This window comes from Mesorhizobium captivum, from assembly GCF_033977165.1.
Taxonomy (GTDB): Bacteria; Pseudomonadota; Alphaproteobacteria; order Rhizobiales; family Rhizobiaceae; genus Mesorhizobium; species Mesorhizobium captivum.
This window is the reverse complement of the sequence record NZ_JAVIJB010000025.1, coordinates 1-17,520: the sequence shown is the minus strand read 5'-3', so window position 1 is coordinate 17,520 and position 17,520 is coordinate 1. Positions and strand designations below refer to the sequence as shown.

General features: G+C 64.8%; 18 protein-coding genes. 6 read left to right on the top strand and 12 right to left on the bottom strand.

Features of this window, described 5'->3' with window-relative positions:
- Positions 1-57: 57 nt before the first annotated feature.
- From RFM40_RS20705 to RFM40_RS20695, 3 genes are all read right to left on the bottom strand, one after another.
- A complete protein-coding gene (locus RFM40_RS20705; protein WP_320228180.1) occupies positions 58-468 on the bottom strand; it encodes an SRPBCC family protein in 411 nt (136 codons plus the stop codon).
- A complete protein-coding gene (locus RFM40_RS20700) occupies positions 465-788 on the bottom strand; it encodes an ArsR/SmtB family transcription factor (protein WP_320228181.1) in 324 nt (107 codons plus the stop codon). Before RFM40_RS20700 ends, RFM40_RS20705 begins: the two co-directional genes overlap by 4 nt.
- A 97-nt stretch (positions 789-885) precedes the next feature.
- Positions 886-1,638 (bottom strand): IclR family transcriptional regulator, encoded by a 753-nt coding sequence (locus tag RFM40_RS20695; RefSeq protein WP_320228182.1) that lies wholly within the window; start codon positions 1,636-1,638, stop codon positions 886-888.
- A 201-nt stretch (positions 1,639-1,839) separates the two neighbouring features.
- Between RFM40_RS20695 and RFM40_RS20690 the strand changes: the two genes are divergently transcribed.
- The 5 genes from RFM40_RS20690 (at position 1,840) to RFM40_RS20670 (ending at position 7,034) form a co-directional block, all read left to right on the top strand.
- Positions 1,840-2,805: a Bug family tripartite tricarboxylate transporter substrate binding protein gene (locus RFM40_RS20690; RefSeq protein ID WP_320228183.1), complete on the top strand. Its 966-nt coding sequence runs from the start codon at positions 1,840-1,842 to the stop codon at positions 2,803-2,805.
- Between the two features lie 125 nt (positions 2,806-2,930).
- On the top strand, positions 2,931-3,467 hold the full coding sequence (locus tag RFM40_RS20685) for a tripartite tricarboxylate transporter TctB family protein (protein WP_320228184.1): 537 nt from the start codon (positions 2,931-2,933) through the stop codon (positions 3,465-3,467).
- A gap of 4 nt (positions 3,468-3,471) precedes the next feature.
- Positions 3,472-4,995, top strand: coding sequence for a tripartite tricarboxylate transporter permease (locus RFM40_RS20680; protein WP_320228185.1), 1,524 nt, complete (start codon positions 3,472-3,474; stop codon positions 4,993-4,995).
- 15 nt (positions 4,996-5,010) lie between these two features.
- Positions 5,011-6,195, top strand: coding sequence for a CaiB/BaiF CoA transferase family protein (locus RFM40_RS20675; protein WP_320228186.1), 1,185 nt, complete (start codon positions 5,011-5,013; stop codon positions 6,193-6,195).
- Complete coding sequence (locus RFM40_RS20670; RefSeq protein ID WP_320278129.1) at positions 6,192-7,034, top strand: citryl-CoA lyase; 843 nt, start codon at positions 6,192-6,194, stop codon at positions 7,032-7,034. Before RFM40_RS20675 ends, RFM40_RS20670 begins: the two co-directional genes overlap by 4 nt.
- Positions 7,035-7,044: 10 nt before the next feature.
- Here RFM40_RS20670 and RFM40_RS20665 read toward each other — a convergent pair whose 3' ends face one another.
- Both RFM40_RS20665 and RFM40_RS20660 read right to left on the bottom strand, forming a co-directional pair.
- The gene (locus RFM40_RS20665) at positions 7,045-7,512 is read right to left on the bottom strand and encodes an NUDIX hydrolase (protein ID WP_320228188.1); all 468 of its coding nucleotides are present in this window, start codon (positions 7,510-7,512) and stop codon (positions 7,045-7,047) included.
- A 147-nt stretch (positions 7,513-7,659) separates the two neighbouring features.
- Complete coding sequence (locus RFM40_RS20660; RefSeq protein WP_320228198.1) at positions 7,660-7,911, bottom strand: hypothetical protein; 252 nt, start codon at positions 7,909-7,911, stop codon at positions 7,660-7,662.
- A gap of 254 nt (positions 7,912-8,165) precedes the next feature.
- Here RFM40_RS20660 and RFM40_RS20655 point away from each other — a divergent pair, with 254 nt between their 5' ends.
- Complete coding sequence (locus tag RFM40_RS20655) at positions 8,166-8,759, top strand: invasion associated locus B family protein (RefSeq protein ID WP_320228189.1); 594 nt, start codon at positions 8,166-8,168, stop codon at positions 8,757-8,759.
- Between the two features lie 139 nt (positions 8,760-8,898).
- On the opposite strand, the gene RFM40_RS20650 is transcribed toward RFM40_RS20655, so the two are convergent.
- The 7 genes from RFM40_RS20650 to RFM40_RS20620 are packed head-to-tail and all read right to left on the bottom strand — an operon-like array spanning position 8,899 to position 17,090.
- Positions 8,899-9,591, bottom strand: a complete 693-nt coding sequence (locus RFM40_RS20650; protein ID WP_320228190.1) for a response regulator transcription factor — start codon at positions 9,589-9,591, stop codon at positions 8,899-8,901.
- The gene (locus tag RFM40_RS20645) at positions 9,588-12,311 is read right to left on the bottom strand and encodes a sensor histidine kinase KdpD (RefSeq protein WP_320228191.1); all 2,724 of its coding nucleotides are present in this window, start codon (positions 12,309-12,311) and stop codon (positions 9,588-9,590) included. The genes RFM40_RS20650 and RFM40_RS20645 overlap by 4 nt, the downstream gene beginning before the upstream one ends.
- Positions 12,312-12,367: 56 nt before the next feature.
- Positions 12,368-12,931 carry a potassium-transporting ATPase subunit KdpC gene (gene kdpC / locus RFM40_RS20640; protein ID WP_320228192.1) on the bottom strand — a complete coding sequence of 188 codons (564 nt, stop codon included), beginning with the start codon at positions 12,929-12,931 and terminating at the stop codon, positions 12,368-12,370.
- A gap of 12 nt (positions 12,932-12,943) precedes the next feature.
- Positions 12,944-15,040: a potassium-transporting ATPase subunit KdpB gene (gene kdpB / locus RFM40_RS20635; protein ID WP_320228193.1), complete on the bottom strand. Its 2,097-nt coding sequence runs from the start codon at positions 15,038-15,040 to the stop codon at positions 12,944-12,946.
- Complete coding sequence (locus RFM40_RS20630) at positions 15,037-15,291, bottom strand: hypothetical protein (RefSeq protein WP_320228194.1); 255 nt, start codon at positions 15,289-15,291, stop codon at positions 15,037-15,039. Before RFM40_RS20630 ends, kdpB begins: the two co-directional genes overlap by 4 nt.
- Positions 15,275-16,978, bottom strand: coding sequence for a potassium-transporting ATPase subunit KdpA (kdpA, locus tag RFM40_RS20625; RefSeq protein WP_320278128.1), 1,704 nt, complete (start codon positions 16,976-16,978; stop codon positions 15,275-15,277). The genes RFM40_RS20630 and kdpA overlap by 17 nt, the downstream gene beginning before the upstream one ends.
- A gap of 22 nt (positions 16,979-17,000) precedes the next feature.
- Entirely contained in the window at positions 17,001-17,090 is a 90-nt protein-coding gene (locus tag RFM40_RS20620; protein ID WP_040990279.1) for a K(+)-transporting ATPase subunit F, read from the bottom strand.
- Between the last annotated feature and the right edge of the window lie 430 nt (positions 17,091-17,520).

The following is a 17,520-nucleotide window of genomic DNA, read 5'->3' as shown; positions in this document are numbered from 1 at the left end:
GCCTGCGGTTTGCCGTCCGCCAGGCAGTTTCCGCTTTCTTGAACCTTGCGGCGGACTTCAATCGATCCGCAAAAGCACCTGTTCCAGGGCTGCGAAGTACCTGTTCCAGCCTACCGTAGCGCCGCGGTAATACGGCTCCTGATCCGTCCGGAATCCCACCTGCTCCATGCGCAGATGAGTGCCCATGCCCTTCGGGGTGAGCGTCCAGGTGACGATGCTCTCGAGGTCCTTGGTGTCCCATGTGTAGGACAGGGTTTTGTTGGGCTCGACGGTCTGGACCTGGCACTCGACCCCGCCCCAATCCGCGCTCAGATTGAAGCGATGGTCCACCACCGGCTTGAAGTTGTTCTTCATCAGCCACTCCTCGATGAGATGCGGTTGGGTGAGCGCGCGCCAGATCTTTTCCGGCGGGTAAGGAATCTCGCGCTCGACGACGACGGAGCGCGTTCCGGCCGGCACTTCATTCATTGATCCATCCTTTTGAGCAGGTCTTCGAGTTCGTCGAACCGGCTCTCCCAGAACCCCGCCATCTCGCGCGTCCAGTCCATCAGCGGCGCCAACGCGCCAAGCTGCGCGCTGTAATGCGTCTGGCGTCCCTCATGGCGATCGCGCACCAACCCGGCTTCCTTGAGGAGGCCGAGATGCTTCGATACCGCCGGCTGCGAGACCCCGGCTTCAGCCGTCAGCGCGCCGACCGTCTGCTCGCCTTGACGGCACAGACGCTCAAAAATGGCGCGCCTTGTCGGATCGGCAAGCGTTCGGAAGAGCATATCATGCGTGGCCGACATCTTGATCAATAACTCATTGGCTATTGATTGACGTATAACTGTGGAGATATATGTGAGTCAAGTGGATGTCTGGCTGTGAGCCGGCGTGCTCTCGAACCTAGCTGGCGGCGCCCGCGTTGAGGCTTGCCTCCTCCAGCATGGATGCGTCCTCGCCGAATGCCCGGGTGGCGCGGGCGGCTGCCTCGATCAACGGGCGCTTCATGCGCTCGAGAAAAGCCGCGTCGACCCGCGTGCTCGGGCCGGAGAGCGTCAGCGCGCCGACCAATGTCCGCCCCGGTCCGAACACTGGCGCAGAGACGCCCGCCGTCTGCGGGTCGCGATCGCCGAGCGAGATGTAATTGTAGGTCTCGCGGATCGTCTCGTAAGGCTCGCCCTGCTCGCCCGAGAAGGCGGCGAGAACGCGGCCACCGGAGCCCGCAAGCAAAGGCAGCACGTCGCCCTCCCGTATCGTGTAGCGGATCGGGTGCTTGGACTCGACCCTGTAGAGGCAGGTGCGCACGTCGCCCGAGCGGACATAGAAGGCGACGCTCTCCCAGCTCCGCTCGGAGAGGTCGCGCATGATCGGCACCAGGATTTCCATCGCCACGACCGAACGCTGGTAGAGCGCGCCAAGCCGGAAGGTGGCGGGCCCGATGCGGTAGCGTCCGTCCTCGAGGCGCTCCAGCAATTGCCCGCGCATCAGCGAGTTGGCCAGCCGCAGGATCGTGCTCTTGTAGAGGCCGGTGCGGGCCGCGATCTCGGCGAGGCCAAGCGACCGGTCAGCTGTGGTGAACGCGTTGAGGATGGAGATGGCGCGGTCAAGTGCGGCAACGCCGTCGGCCGATGTCGGACTGGAAGGTGTATTTTTCATCTCGATGATGATTTCATGTGATCGCTCAGTCCAGGCAGGCCCGGACGAAGAGATTTAGTCCGGATTGAATCGTTCTGTCCAGTAGAATGCTATTCCCGTTGACAGAACGCGGTAACATCTGCTTGAACTCGAAATGCGGGTCTGTACTCAGGCCACGTCTTGGCAGGCACCGGAGGAGGTGTCGTGATTTGGAGGAATCCCATGCTGAACAGACGCAGATTCTTGACGAGCACCGCCGCCGGCTTCGCGGCTTTGCATTTCGCACCCGCCTTTGCGCAGGACACCCCGCAGATCCAGATCTTCGTGCCGGCGGCGCCCGGCGGCGGCTGGGACCAGACCGCACGCACGATCGACCAGGTGCTGCGCTCCGAAAAGCTGATCTCCGGCTCGCAGATCACCAATGTCGGCGGCGCCGGCGGCACGGTCGGCCTGCCGCAATTCGTCAACCAGTGGAAGGGCAAGGGCAATTCGCTGATGGTCGCCGGCATGGTCATGGTCGGCGCCATCATCGCCAACAAGGCCGCCAATAATCTCACCGAAGTCACGCCGATCGCGCGCCTCACCGGCGAGTTCGAGGCGCTGGTGGTGCCGGCAGCCTCGCCGTTCAAGACGGCTAATGATTTCGTCGCCGCGCTGAAGGAGGATCCGACCAAGGTTCCGGTCGCCGGCGGTTCGGCCGGCGGCTCCGACCACATCCTGTTCGGCCTGATCGCCAAGACGGCCGGCGTGCCGGCCGCAGACCTGTCCTATGTGCCTTTCGCCGGCGGCGGCGAGGCGCTGTCGGCGCTGCTCGGCAACCAGGTCGCCGCCGGCATCTCCGGCTATGGCGAGTTCTCCGAGCAGGTCAAGGCGGGCGCGCTCAGGCTGCTGGCGATCTCGTCCGACAAGCGCCAGGAGGGCATCGACGCGCCGACGCTGAAGGAAGCCGGCATCGATGTCGAATTGTTCAACTGGCGCGGCGTCTTTGCCCCGCCCGGCGTTTCCGACGACGACAAGGCGGCGATGATCAAGCTGGTCGAGACCATGGCCAAGAGCGACGCCTGGGCGACCGAGTGCAAGAACCGGAACTGGACGCCGATCCTTTTGACCGGCGACGAATACGCCAAGTTCGTCACCGAAGACACCGCCCGGATCGGCGCCATCCTCAAGGATCTCGGCCTCGCCTGAGCTCTGGCCGGCGCAATGTCCGAAGGGGGCCTGGCTCCCTTCGGAACAGCATGGACAGATGATCGAGCAGCATTGAGACTGCGGCGATGCCGGCAGTGGAAGGCCGGCCTTCCGGGGAGGAGATCATGAGCACCAGCGACCAGCAGGCGTCACCGCCGCGCCTTGCCATACCCGAATTGTTGATCGGCGTCGGGCTTCTCGCCTGCGCAGGGGCAGTTGCCTGGCAGACCCTGGCGATCCCGGTGTCGCCGCTCTACTCCAAGGTTGGCCCAAGGATCTTTCCCTACATCACCATGGCCGGGATGATCCTGCTTTCCCTGCTGCTCATCCTGGCCGCTGTTCGCGGCGGCTGGCAACCCGAGGAAGAGAAGGAAACGCCGACCGACTGGAAGGGGATGGGCTTCGTGGTCGCGGGCCTCGTCGCCAATCTTCTGCTCATCCAGCCGCTCGGCTTCACCGCCGCCTCGGTGATCATGTTCGTGCTGGTCTGCTTCGGCTTCGGCAGCCGGCATCCGTTGCGCGACGCGCTGCTCGGCCTGGTATTGGCGCTGGCAGCCTATTTCGGCTTCGCCCGGGCGCTCGGCGTCAACATCGGCGCGGGTTTCATCGAGAACCAGCTCAACACGCTGATCAACGCCGTCGTCGGCCTGGTAAGGGGCTGACGCAATGGACACGCTCGGCTATCTCGCGCACGGATTTGCGGTCGCTTTCACGCCGACCAATCTGTTGTGGTGCCTGCTCGGCACGACGCTCGGAACCGCGATCGGCGTGCTGCCCGGCCTCGGGCCGGCACTGACCATCGCGTTGCTCCTGCCGATCACCTACCAGGTGGCGCCGGAAGCTTCCTTCATCCTGTTTGCCGGCATCTATTACGGGGCCATGTATGGCGGCTCGACGACGTCGATCCTGCTCAACACGCCCGGCGAAAGCGCCACCATCGTCACCGCGCTCGAAGGCAACCGGATGGCGCGTTCGGGGCGCGGCGGCGCGGCGCTTGCGACCTCCGCGATCGGCTCCTTCGTCGCCGGCACGCTCGGCACGCTGGGCGTCGCCTTCCTGGCGCCGATCGTGGTCAAGTTCGCGCTTGCCTTCGGGCCGGCCGAGTATTTCTCGCTGATGGTGCTCGCCTTCATCACGGTGTCGGCGGTGCTCGGCTCGTCATCGGTGCGCGGGCTGACCAGCCTGTTCGTCGGCTTCGTCATCGGCATGATCGGCGTCGATCTGCAGACCGGGCAGCCGCGCTTCACCTTCGGCATGGGCGAATTGCTCGACGGCGTCGACGTCATCGTGGTCGCGGTCGGCCTCTTCGCGGTCGGCGAGACGCTCTACATGGCCTCGCGCCGCTATGCCGGCAAGGACGAGATCGTGCCGCTGAAAGGCTCGCTCTACATGACAGCCGCCGAATGGGCGCGCTCGTGGAGGCCGTGGCTCAGGGGTGCCGCGATCGGTTTCCCGATCGGCGCGATGCCGGCCGGCGGCGCCGAGATCCCGACCTTTCTTTCCTATGCCGTCGAAAAGAAGCTGTCGAAGCACAAGTCGGAGTTCGGCACGGTCGGCGCCATCGAAGGCGTCGCCGGACCCGAGGCCGCCAACAACGCGTCAGCCGCCGGCGTGCTGGTGCCGATGCTGACGCTTGGCCTGCCGACCTCGGCGACCGCCGCGATCATGCTCTCGGCGTTCCAGAGCTACGGCATCAATCCCGGGCCGCTGCTGTTGACGACGCAGGCCAATCTCGTCTGGGGTCTCATCGCCAGCCTGTTCATCGCCAACGTCATCCTCGTCATCCTCAACCTGCCGCTGATCGGCCTGTGGGTGCGTTTGCTGAAAATCCCGGCGCCGCAGCTCTATGCCGGCATCCTGGTGTTCGCCACCGTCGGCACCTACGGCATCTCGCAGTCGCCGATCGATCTCGTTATCCTTTATCTTCTGGGGGCTGCCGGCTTCCTGATGCGGCGCTTCGATTTCCCGACCGCGCCGGTCATCATCGGAATGATCCTGGGGCCGCTCGCCGAGACGCAGTTCCGCCGCGCGATGACCATCGCCAATGGCGACTGGACCGTGTTCTACCGGCATCCGCTGTCGCTGACGCTGTTGACGCTGGCCTTCATCGGTCTCGTCGGGCCGCATATCTGGGCCTATGTCGAGCACCGGCGCACGCGTGGGCCGGAGCATGTGCCTGGCGATGCCTGATCGATTTGGAGCATCATGACAGACCTGCTTTCCGGTGTCCGCGTCCTCGACCTCACCAACGTGCTGGCAGGCCCTTACTGCGCCTACCAGCTGGCGCTGCTCGGAGCCGATGTGATCAAGGTCGAGGCGCCGCCGGGCGGCGATCTGGCGCGCCAGCTCGGCGCCTCGCCGCAACTCAACCAGGCCGGCATGGGCGCATCGTTCCTGGCGCAGAACGCCGGCAAACGATCGGTCGTGCTCGACTTGAAGAAGCCCGAGGACCGCGACCGTTTCCTCGATCTCGTCGCCACGTCGGACGCGCTGGTCGAGAATTTCCGGCCGGGTGTGATGGATCGCCTCGGCCTCGGCCATGAAAAGCTCAAGCAAGTCCGGCCGAGCCTCGTCTATTGCGCGATATCCGGGTTCGGCCAGACCGGCCCGATGCGCGGCAACCCGGCCTACGACCAGATCATCCAGGGATTGTCGGGGATCATGAGCATCACCGGCACGCCGGAGACCGCGCCGCTGCGTGTCGGCTATCCCGTGGCCGACACGCTGGGCGGGCTGGTGGGGGCCTTTGCGATCGCCGCCGCGCTTGTCAGGCAGAAGACAAGCGGCGAGGGTGCCTTCCTCGACGTGTCGATGCTCGAATGCACGCTGTCGGCGCTGGGCTGGCCTGTGTCGAACTACCTGACGGCCGGCGTCGAGCCGCAGCCCATGGGCAACGAGAACATGACGGCCGCGCCCTCCGGCGCGTTCCGCACCGGCGAGGGGCTGCTCAACATCGCCGCCAACAAGCAGGAGCAGTTCGTCACGCTTTGCGGGCTGATCGGCCGGCCGGAACTGGCATCCGATCGACGCTTCGCCGAACGCGAAAGGCGTAAACAGAACCGGGCCGCATTGAAGACGCTGATCGAGGAAGCGCTTGCCGGCGCTCCGGCCGCCGCCTGGGAAGAAAAGCTCAACCGCGCGGGCGTACCGGCGGGACGGGTGCTGACGATCCCAGAGGTGCTCGAGGAACGCCAGGTGACGGAGCGCGGCATGGCAACCCGCTTCGCGGATGTGCAAGGCATGGACAAGCCGCTGACGGTGGTGCGCGGCGGCTTCATGGTCGATGGCGCTGCACCCATGCCCGCCGGACCGCCGCCGCGGCTTGGCGAGCATATGGACGAGGTTTTCGCCGCGTTGCCGGCCCGCGACAAGACAAGGGCGCGGGCATGAGCGGCACGGAGAAAAAGACTGGCCGCGAGCGCGGCGAGGAATGGTGGCGGACCGGCATCATCGAGATGCGGCCCGGCGTCATCCGGCTGCGCGGCTACGAAATCCAGGATCTGATAGGCCGCGTCAGCTTTCCGGCGTTGATCTGGCTGATGCTGCGGGGCGAATTGCCGAGCGAGCAGCAGGCGGAACTGCTGGGCATCGCGCTGGGTGCGGCCGTCGACCACGGGCCGCAGGCGCCGTCGATCGCGATCGCGCGGATGGCCGCGACCTGCGGCGTCGGCATCAACAACGCCATGGCCTCCGCCATCAATGTGCTGGGCGACGTGCATGGCGGCGCCGGCGAGCAGGCGCTCACCTTTTATGGCGACATCGCCGCCGCGATGGATGGCGGCGCAAGTCTTGCGGAAGCGGTGTCGGTGCGGCTCGACCGTTTCTTCGCAGAGGAAAAAGGCTATGTGCCGGGCCTCGGCCATCGCTTTCATCCAATCGACCCGCGCGCGCCGCGCCTCATCGAACTGACGCGCGATTTCGCCGCGCGTGGGATCGTCAGCGGTCGCTTCGCCGACATAGCCGAGGCGATCGAGGCGGAGGTCGCAACACGCAAGGGCAAGACGATCCCGCTCAACATCGACGGCGCCACCGCCGTCATCTATGGCGAGCTTGGCTTTCCGCCGGCACTGACGCGCGGCCTGTTCGTGCTGTCGCGTTCGGTCGGCATCCTGGCGCATGCCTGGGAGCAATCGCAGGAGGCAGATCGCAACAAAGGTCCGCTGCCCAGGGAATGGCTGTGGGCCTATGCCGGCACGCCGGTACGGCCTTTTCCCGGCGACTCCGAATAGGGGGATCCTGTCAGGCCGGCTCGGCCGTTGGGACCGTCAAATCCCTCAGAAGGGTCGAAAGCTCCGGCTCGTCGATGAGCAGAGCCGCGTCAGCCGCCGGCAGCCAGGCGCGTTGCCGGTTCGCTGCTTCCCGCCAATCGGCCATCTCCTCGGTGACCTCGAGCAGGTAGACGACCACGTCGACACGGACGAAACGGTTGGCCATCCGCTTCCAGTAGGAGTAGCCGCCGGCGGGTTGCTTCAGCGCCTTGCCAAGCACGCCGGCTTCTTCCTCAGCCTCGATCATGGCTGCCTTGCGCCCGCTCTTGCCTTTCATCGGCCACCCCTTGGGCACGATGAAGCGCCTGGTCGTGCGCGACGTGACCAACAACACCTCGAGGTTGCCGCCCTCGCTCACACGAAAGGGGATAGCCGCCACCTGGCGGATCCGCTCCCCCTTCTTTGCCCTGCGTACCGCTTTCTTCTTGGCTGTTGCCATCCCAAAATCCGATGAGAGCAGCATTCACACCGGGCGCTGTCCGCGCACGGCAAAATCCTGCCCTTGCAAACCCCAAAACCGTCACCCTTGCAATCCCGGCTTTCGCCAGCAAGTAAGTCGGCTAAATAAACCGAAAAAAGCCGGATGTCAGCGGCAAACCCGCGAAATCGTGGTGCCGATCACCTGGGACTGGCAATTCTGCTTGACGATCGGCACTTCGGGGCGGGGCTTCGGCACGACCTGCCGGTCCTGCTCGCGATAAAACTGCTGCTGTTGCTGGAACTGCTGTCGCTGCAGCTGGTTCCGCAGCGCCTGCAGTTCGTTCTGCTGGATCAGGGCGTTACGGTTTGTCGGGATGACGACCTGGCCCGAGGCATGGAAAGCGGTGCCCGACAACACAGCAGTCGCCAGAGCTGCCGATATCAAAACCGCCGAGAGGCGAGGATGAGACATCGTGTCCTTCCCGCATGAAACCAAAACCTCACCCAATATAGGGTGTTTGTCCGGATGTGCCATGGCTGGGATGCGGCTAGTCGATCGATTGTCATGCCAAAGAAAATCTGGCTGGCGAACCAGCATTGCGCTTGACGGGAGCGGTGGTTTCGCCGCTCTATCGCGCGGCCTAGTGGACGGGCCGGGTCAAGAGGAATTCCATGAGAAGCAGGTACAAATTGTCCGTCGCGATGTTGGCCGTAGCAGGTGTCGTCGGCCCGCCGGCGCTCGCCGCGCAGAACAAGGGCGACAAGGTCGCGCCGGCGGCCAGCCAGCCAGCCGACGCCGCGGGCAAGCCGCAGCTGCCGGGCGGCGCTTCGGCGCTGTCGGAGACGCATGGCGACTGGACCGTCAACTGCCAGGTGACCGGCACGAACAAGCTGTGCAGCCTGTCGCATCAGCAGTTCAACAAGCAAAGCGGACAGCGCCTGCTGGCTATCGAATTGACGACCAAGACCGGCCAGGACGCCATGGGCACGCTGGCGCTGCCCTTCGGGCTGGCTTTGGCCAATGGCATCTCGCTCGAGATCGACGACAAGAAGCTGGAAGGAACCCTGCAGTTCAACACCTGCCAGGCCGTGGGCTGCCTGGTGCCGGTGGCGTTCGATGCCGACACCGCCTCACTGCTGCAGAACAGCACCACGCTGAAAATCAACGCCACGGCCGCGGACACGATGCAGCCGGTCGCCTTCACCATCTCGCTCAACGGATTCGCCAGCGCGCTCGCCAGGACGGCGGACCTGTCGGCGGACTAGTTTCGTCGGGACCGCTGGTATGTGTTGGCGGATGTGCATCCGGAGATTTGCTGAAACGCCTATCGCTTCGTCATCCTATGGCGGAGCAAGGAGCGAAGCGACGCGACCTTGAGATGCTTCGGCCAACCGTTTGCGTCAGCTACTCCACCTCACGCAGCCGATAACCGACGCCTGTCTCGGTGATGATGTAGCGCGGCTGGTCCGGGGTCTTCTCGATCTTCTGCCTCAATTGGCGGACATAGACCCTGAGATATTGCACGTCGGTCGAGTCGTTCCAGATCTGCTTCATCAGGAACTGGTGGGTCAGCACCTTGCCGGCATATTGCACGAGCATGCGCAGGATGTCGTATTCCTTCGGCGACAGTTTTACTTCCTTGCCTTCGACCTTGACGATGCGTTTGACGAGGTCGACGCTGAGATCGCCGGTCTGGAACACCGGCTTCTCGCCCTGTTGCTGGAATTTGTGGCGCAGCGCCACGCGGATGCGGGCGACGAGCTCGTTCATGCCGAAGGGTTTTGTCACATAGTCGTCGGCACCGAGCTCGAGCGCCTGGACGATGCCGGCCTCGTCGGTACGGCTCGACAGGATGACCACCGGAATGTCGAGGCCGTCGTTGCGCCATTTGCCGAGCAGCTCGAGGCCGCTCATGCCCGGCAGGCCGAGGTCGAGCAGGATCAGGTCGGGCGGCTGCGTCTCAATGAGTTCGATCGCGGCATTGGCGTTCGGCGCCTCGGATACCGTATAGCCCTGGCTGCCGAGGCCGACACGAAGCAGCTTGCGGATCGGCGGCTCGTCGTCGACGACCAGGATGCTGACGTTCGGATTGGTCATGCGGCGTCATCCGTTTTGGCGACGGTCAGGTTCGGAATCGCTTCCGGCACGGGCATGCGGATGGTGAAGATCGCGCCCGGCCGGTCGGTCCGGTTAGCCGCCGAGATCGCGCCGCCCATGGCCTCGACGAAGCCGCGGCTGATCGACAGGCCGAGACCCGTGCCGGCGCGGACCTGGTCGCGCTTGCGGACGCGGTAGAAGGTGTCGAAGATCCGTTCCAGGTCGCTGGGCGGAATGCCCGGCCCCTCATCCATGACCTGCAGGATGACGGACCCATTGTCGAGCCAGCCTTGCAGGCGGATGGCCGAGCCGGGCGGCGCATATTTGGCGGCATTGTCGAGAAGGTTGAACAGCGCCTGCTCGAACAGAACAGGGTCGAGGCGCAGCATCGGCAGGTCCGGCGGAATGTCGGTGTCGATCCGATGCTCACCGGTGATCTTTCGAGCTCGATCGAGCGCCGAGCCGACGATGTCGCCGAGATAATGGAGAGCGTAGTTCGGCTCCATGGCGCCAGACTCGATCTTGGTCATGTCGAGCAGGTTGGCGATGAAGCGGTTCAGCCGCTCCGACTCATCGACCACGGTCGACAGAAGGTCCGCACGGTCCTTTTCGGGAAGTGCGGCCGCGTATTCCCGCAGCGTGCCGGCGGCGCCCATGATGGCGGCAAGCGGCGTCTTCAGGTCATGCGAGATCGAGGTGAGCAGCGCCGTGCGCAGCCGGTCCGCTTCCGCCGCGAGCCTGGCGCGGTCGACATCGGCGACGAGCTGGATGCGCTCGATGGCGACCGCCGCCTGGTCGGCAAGCGCATCGAGAAGACGCTGCTGCTCGGGCGTCAGCAATGGTCCCTGCTTGTCGTTGTCGAGGCCTACGACGCCGACCGCCGTGCGCCCCGTCCGCAAGGGGAGGTAGAGCCGCTTGGCGCCGGGCAGCGTGTCGGCGCCGCGGCCGGCCGGGCGGTCGTGCTCCCAGGCCCAGCGGGCCGCCGCGATATCGGCCTCGGCCAAGGTGTCGTCCGGCGGGTAGCCGGCCTTGACGGTGATCGTGCCGTTTTCGGGCAGAAGCAGCACCACGCGCACCTTCAGCATCGAGGCGATCTGGAAGGCGGTGGCCCAGAGAACGTCGTCGAGCGTGCCGGCGCCGGCGAGCTTTTTCGAGAAGGAATAGATGTCCTCGGTTGCCCGTGCGCGCGAACGGGCCGCGACCGCCTGGCGCTGGACGCGGGCGGTCAGATTGCTGGCGATGACGGCGACGACGAGGAAGACGGCAAAGGCAACGATGCTCTCCGGGTCCCTGATCGTCAGCGTGTAGCGCGGCTCGAGGAAGAAGAAGTTGAAGGCGAGCGCGCTCAGGAAACACGCGTAGAGCGCCGGCCACAGCCCGCAGGTCACCGCCGACGTCAGCACCGACAGCAGGAGGACGATCGCCAAATTGCGGACATCGAGGAATTGATCGAGAACCGAGCTGACGGCCAGCGCACCGGCGACATAGGTCGTGGCGAGCGTATAGGGCCAGATCTGGAAAGGCTTCTTCTCGTCGGCGGCCTTGACCCTTCTCGAAGGCCTCTCCGCGTCGCGTTCGGTTCCCGAAATGACGTGGACGCTGATGTCGCCGGCATTGCGGATCAGATCGTAGGTGAGCGAGCCGTCGATCAGTTCCCGCCAGCGCGAGCGGGTCGGCCTGCCGATGACGATATGGGTGAAGTTGTTCGCCGTCGCGTGGCGCACGATGTCCTGGGCGACGTTCTGGCCGGGGATGGTCGTCACCTCTGCGCCGAGCTGCTCGGCCAGGCGCAGGTTGGTCGCCAGCCGGTCCTTGTCCTCTTCCGACGTGCCGGCAAGGCGAGGCGTATCGACATGCAGCGCCGTCCAGGGCGCGCGCAGCCGATCGGCCAGCCGGCGAGCGTAACGGATGCGGGCGGCTCCGCCCGGACGCGAGTCGACGCAGACGAGGACGCGTTCGCCGGCAGCCCACGGCCCCGGAATGGCATGCGACTGCATGTGATTGAGCAGCTGCTCGTCGACGCGCTGGGCGGTGCGCCTCAGCGCCAGCTCGCGAAGCGCCGTCAGATTGCCCGGCGAGAAATAGTTCTCGATCGCGCGCTGGGCAGTTTGAGGGAAATAGACCTTGCCTTCCTGCAGCCGCTGGATCAGGTCGTCGGGGGTGAGATCGATGACCTCGATATCGTCGGCCTCGTCGATGATGGAATCGGGAACGGTCTCGCGCACCCTGACGCGGGTGATCTGCGCCACGACGTCGTTCAGGCTTTCGACATGCTGGATGTTGAGCGTGGTGTAGACGTCGATGCCTTGCGACAGGATTTCCTGCACATCGAGGTAGCGCTTGGGGTGGCGGCTGCCGGGCGCGTTGGTGTGGGCGAGCTCGTCGACCAGGACCAATGCCGGACGCCGTTTCAGGATGGCGTCGATATCCATCTCCTCGAGAGCGCGGCCTCTGTACTCGACCTCGCGGCGCGGGATCACCTCGTAGCCGTCGACCAGCGCCTGGGTCTCCTTGCGGCCGTGCGTCTCGACGACGCCGATGACGACGTCGATGCCGTCGGCGCGGCGGGCACGGCCCGCCATCAGCATCTCGTAGGTCTTGCCGACACCGGGCGCGGCGCCGAGGAATATGCGCAGCCGGCCGCGGCCCTCCCGCTCGGCATGCTCGAGCAGCGCGTCGGGAGATGGTCTGTTCTCTGGGTTGGTCCTGTCGTCCGGCATCAAGTCCAATCATGAATTGCGCCGGGGATCGTGTCGATCCCCGGCGCGGGTGCTGATTATTTCAGGTCGTCGAGCGCGAGATTGAGCGCCAGCACATTGACCACGGGCTCGCCCATGAAGCCCAGCTCGCGCTCTTCGACATGGCTGTCGACGAGCGATTTCACCTTGGCTTCGTCGATGCCCCGGGCCTTGGCAATCCGCGGCACCTGGAAATGGGCGGCTTCGGGGCTGATGTCAGGGTCGAGGCCGCTTCCGGAAGTGGTGACGAGGTCCATCGGCACCGGCGCGTTCGGTTTCTCCGCCTTCAGCTTGTCGGCATCGCCCTTGATGCGCTCGATCAGCTTCGGATTGGTCGGTCCGAGATTCGAGCCGCTGGAAGAGGCGGCGTTGTATCCCTCGCCGGCTGCCGACGGCCGGCCGTGGAAATAGCGGTCGCCGGCGAAGGCCTGGCCGATCAGTTCGGAGCCGATGACCTTGCCATCTCTTTCGATCAGGCTGCCATTGGCCTGTTTGGGAAACAGCGCCTGCGCGATGCCGGTCATGCCGATCGGATAGACGAGGCCGGCAAGCACCGTGAAGAAGACGATCATGACGATCGCGGGTCTGAATTGCTTGAACATCGGAATAAATCCTTATGCGAGGCCGAGGGCCGTGACGATCATGTCGATCGCCTTGATGCCGACGAACGGCACGATGATGCCGCCGAGGCCGTAGACGAAGAGGTTGCGGGTGAGCAGCGCGCCGGCGCCGATGGCGCGGTACTTCACGCCTTTCAGCGACAGCGGGATCAGCGCGATGATGATCAGCGCGTTGAAGATGATGGCCGACAGGATGGCGCTCTGCGGCGTCGCCAGATGCATGATGTTGAGCGCCTGCAGCGGACCAGCGGACTGTCCGGGCGCGACGTAGAAGACCGCGAACATGGCCGGGATGATGGCGAAGTACTTGGCCACGTCGTTGGCGATCGAGAAGGTGGTCAGCGAACCGCGCGTCATCAGCAGCGCCTTGCCGATCTCGACGATCTCGATCAGCTTGGTCGGGTCGGAATCCAAGTCCACCATGTTGCCTGCTTCCCGCGCGGCGACCGTGCCGGTGTTCATGGCGACGCCGACATCGGCCTGGGCGAGCGCCGGCGCGTCGTTGGTGCCGTCGCCGCACATGGCGACCAGCTTGCCCTTGGCCTGCTCCTCGCGGATCAGCGACAGCTTGTTCTCCGGCGTCGCCTGGGCGAGGAAGTCGTCGACGCCGGCTTCGGCGGCGATGGCCGCCGCGGTCAGCGGGTTGTCGCCGGTGATCATCACCGTGCGGATGCCCATCTTGCGCAGCTCCGCGAAACGCTCGCTGATCCCGCCCTTGACGATGTCCTTGAGGTGGACGACGCCGAGCAGGCGTCCGTCGCGTTCGACCGCCAGCGGCGTGCCGCCGGCCTTGGCGATCTCGTCGGCAATGGCCTGCAGATCGCGGATGGTGTCGCTGGTCGGACGTAAGCCATGAGCTGCGACGGTTGCCTGATTTACGTGGGTCAACACAGCATCGACCGCGCCCTTGCGCACCGACGAGCCGTCGATGTCGACACCGCTCATGCGGGTTTGCGCGGTGAAGGGCACGAAGGTCGCGTGCAAGCTCGCCATATCGCGGGCGCGGATGCCGTATTTGTCCTTGGCGAGCACGACGATCGAGCGGCCTTCCGGGGTTTCATCGGCCAGCGAGGCGAGCTGGGCAGCATCGGCCAGCTCCTGTTCGGTGACGCCCTTGACCGGACGGAACTCGGTCGCCTGGCGGTTGCCGAGGGTGATGGTGCCGGTCTTGTCGAGCAGCAGCGTGTCGACGTCGCCGGCGGCCTCGACGGCGCGGCCGGACATGGCAAGCACGTTGAAGCGCACCAGCCGGTCCATGCCGGCGATGCCGATAGCCGACAGCAGGGCGCCGATCGTGGTCGGGATCAGCGTCACGAACAGAGCGACGAGGATGGTCACCGGGATATAGCCGCCCGAATAGGAGGCGAAGCTGGGGATGGTCGCGGTCGCCAGCACGAAGATCAGCGTCATGCCGACCAGCAGGATGTTGAGCGCGATCTCGTTCGGCGTCTTCTGGCGCTCCGCGCCTTCGACCAGCGAGATCATGCGGTCGAGGAAGGTCTGGCCGGACGCGGCGGAAATGCGCACGCGGATCCAGTCGGACAGCACCTGCGTGCCGCCGGTGACGGCCGAACGGTCGCCGCCGGATTCACGGATGACTGGGGCGGATTCTCCGGTGATCGCCGCCTCGTTGACCGAGGCCACGCCTTCGATCACCTCGCCGTCCGAGGGGATGATGTCGCCAGCCTCGACCAGCACGACGTCGCCGACCTTCAAGCTGGTGCCGGGCACCAGCTTGAACTTGCCGCGATCCTCGCCGTTGACGAGCAGCTTGGCCTGGGTCTCGGTGCGCGCCTTGCGCAGCGAGTCGGCCTGGGCCTTGCCGCGGCCTTCGGCGACGGCTTCGGCGAAGTTGGCGAACAGCACGGTGAACCACAGCCAGATGATGATCTGCAGGGTGAAGCCGAGATCGCCGCCGCCGGTGATGAGTTCCTTGACGAACAGAACGGTGGTGAGCGCCGAGACGATGGCGACGACGAACATCACCGGGTTCTTGATGAGCGTGCGCGGATCAAGCTTGCGGAAGGCGCCGCCAATGGCGGGCATCAGGATGCGGGCATCCAGAATGCTCGCGGATTTGGTCTGGCTCATTTCGAGGCTCCAGTATCGGTGATGTTGGACGGCGCGGGGTGCTCGGTCTTCGGGAAGAGGTGCGGAAGGGCGGAAGCCAGCAGCCACAGCACGAGCAGCACCGCTGCCATGCCGAGGAAGGTGGAGAGCGTTGGGAAAGGACGAGGCCTCTCGTCCCTTCCGTCATCGGGCTGACCGTCACCGGGTTGGTGAGGGTCGTGCCGGCGTATGTGATTGAACCAGGGCATGGTCATCTCAGAAGGTCTGTCCATGGATCATTGCCAGGTGCTCGACGATCGGCCCGACGGCGAGCGCCGGAAAGAAGGTGAGACCGCCGACGATGATGATGACGCCGACCAGCAGGCCGACGAACAGCGTGCCGTCGGTCGGAAAGGTGCCGGCCGAAGCGGGCACGGTCTTCTTGGCGGCCAGCGAGCCGGCGATGGCCAAAGCCGGGATGATGACCAGGAAGCGACCCATCAGCATGCCGATGCCGAGCGTGATGTTGTACCAGGGCGTGTTGCCGGAGAGGCCGCCGAAGGCCGAACCGTTGTTCGCGGCCGCCGAGGTATAGGCGTAAAGCACCTCGGTGAAGCCGTGCGGGCCGCCATTGGCGATCGAAGCCACGGCGCTCGGCAGGACCACGGCGATCGCCGTGAAGATCAGCATCGCCAGCGGCAGGCACAGGATGGCAAGCATCGCCATCTTGACCTCCTTGGCCTCGATCTTCTTGCCGAGATATTCCGGCGTGCGGCCGACCATCAGGCCGGCGACGAAGACGGCGAGGACGACGAACATCAGGATGCCGTAGAAGCCGGCGCCGACGCCGCCGACGATGACCTCGCCGAGCTGCATGTTGATGAGCGGGATCATGCCGCCAAGCGCGGTGAAACTATCATGCATTGCGTTGACGGCGCCGCAGGAGGCCGCCGTGGTTATGACCGCGAACAGCGCGGAGAGCGCGATGCCGAAGCGCGTCTCCTTGCCTTCCATGTTGCCGCCGTCGATGCCAAGCGCATGGACCAGTGGGTTGCCGGCGGCCTCGGCCCAGTAGCAGACGATGACGCCGGCGAGGAACAGCACGCCCATCGAGGCCAGGATCGCCCAGCCCTGGCGCTCACTGCCGACCATACGGCCGAAGACATTGGTGAGGGCAGCGCCAAGCGCGAAGATCGACAGCATCTGGATCAGGTTGGAGATGGCGTCCGGATTCTCGAACGGATGCGCGGCGTTGGCGTTGAAGAAGCCGCCACCATTGGTGCCGAGCATCTTGATGGCGACCTGCGAGGCGACCGGGCCCAGCGCGATCGTCTGCTTGGCACCTTCCAGCGTGGTGGCGTCGACGTACGGCCCGAGCGTCTGCGGTGTGCCCAGCCACACAAAGGCGAGCGTCAACACGATGCAGAGCGGCAGGAGCACGTAGAGCGTGCAACGGGTGAGATCGACCCAGAAATTGCCGATCGACTTGCCCGAGGCGCGGGCGAAACCGCGGATCAAGGCGATTGCGATGGCAATGCCGGTGGCGGCCGAAACGAAGTTCTGCACGGTGAGGCCGGCCATCTGCACGAGGTAGGACATCGTGCTTTCGCCGCCGTAATTCTGCCAGTTGGTGTTGGTGACGAAGCTCGCCGCGGTGTTGAAGGCAAGCTGAGGGTCGACCGCGGTCATGCCGGCGGGATTGTAGGGCAAGGCGCCCTGCAATCGCTGCAGCGCATAGAGGACCAGCAGTCCGGCAAGATTGAAGAGCAGCATGCCGGTCGCGTAGACGGCCCAGTGCTGTTCTTCCTTCTCGCTCGTTCCGGCGAGGCGATAGAGGCCGCGCTCGATCGGCGCGAGCACCGGCGACAGAAAGGTCCGGTCGCCGCTGAAGACGCGGTACACATAGCCGCCGAGCGGCTTCACGAGCAAAGCCAAGATCCCGCAATAGACGAGGATCTGTATCCAGCCATTGAATGTCATGATGGGACTTTCCGTATGCCGGTCAGAAGCGTTCCGGGCGGATGAGCGCGTAGGTGAGATAGGCAAGCAGGAACAAGGTCACTGCGCCGCCAAGGATGTAGTCGAGAAGCATGATCCGGCCCTTCCGCTCAGATTCTGTCGCAGGCTTTGACGTAGGCTAAGGACAGGGCGAAGAACAAAAGCCCGATCCCGAGAACAATGAGGTCCATTGCAGACGTTCCTTATTTCCATTTGTGTTTACGACCCGCGTTGACGGGGCTCAAAACTGCACGCTAGCGCCCATCACCTTGGCGGCGACGGCGGTCAAAACTTCTTTTTCGGAAGGAAATATGAACCCGACCGCCATAAAGGTTCGAGACGGGCCGGAGAGGAAAGATATAGGAATTCTATAGGGGTTTTGGCCCGTCAACTTTCAGTCTGGAGCGAACAACGTAGGTGAAGTTGCTGTAGTTCTTGCCTCGCGGAGGCTGGCGCTGCCCCTTGTATCTGCACGGACAGAGATTTGTGCGATGGAAGCGACTGAGCCTCGAACCGGACGGCCA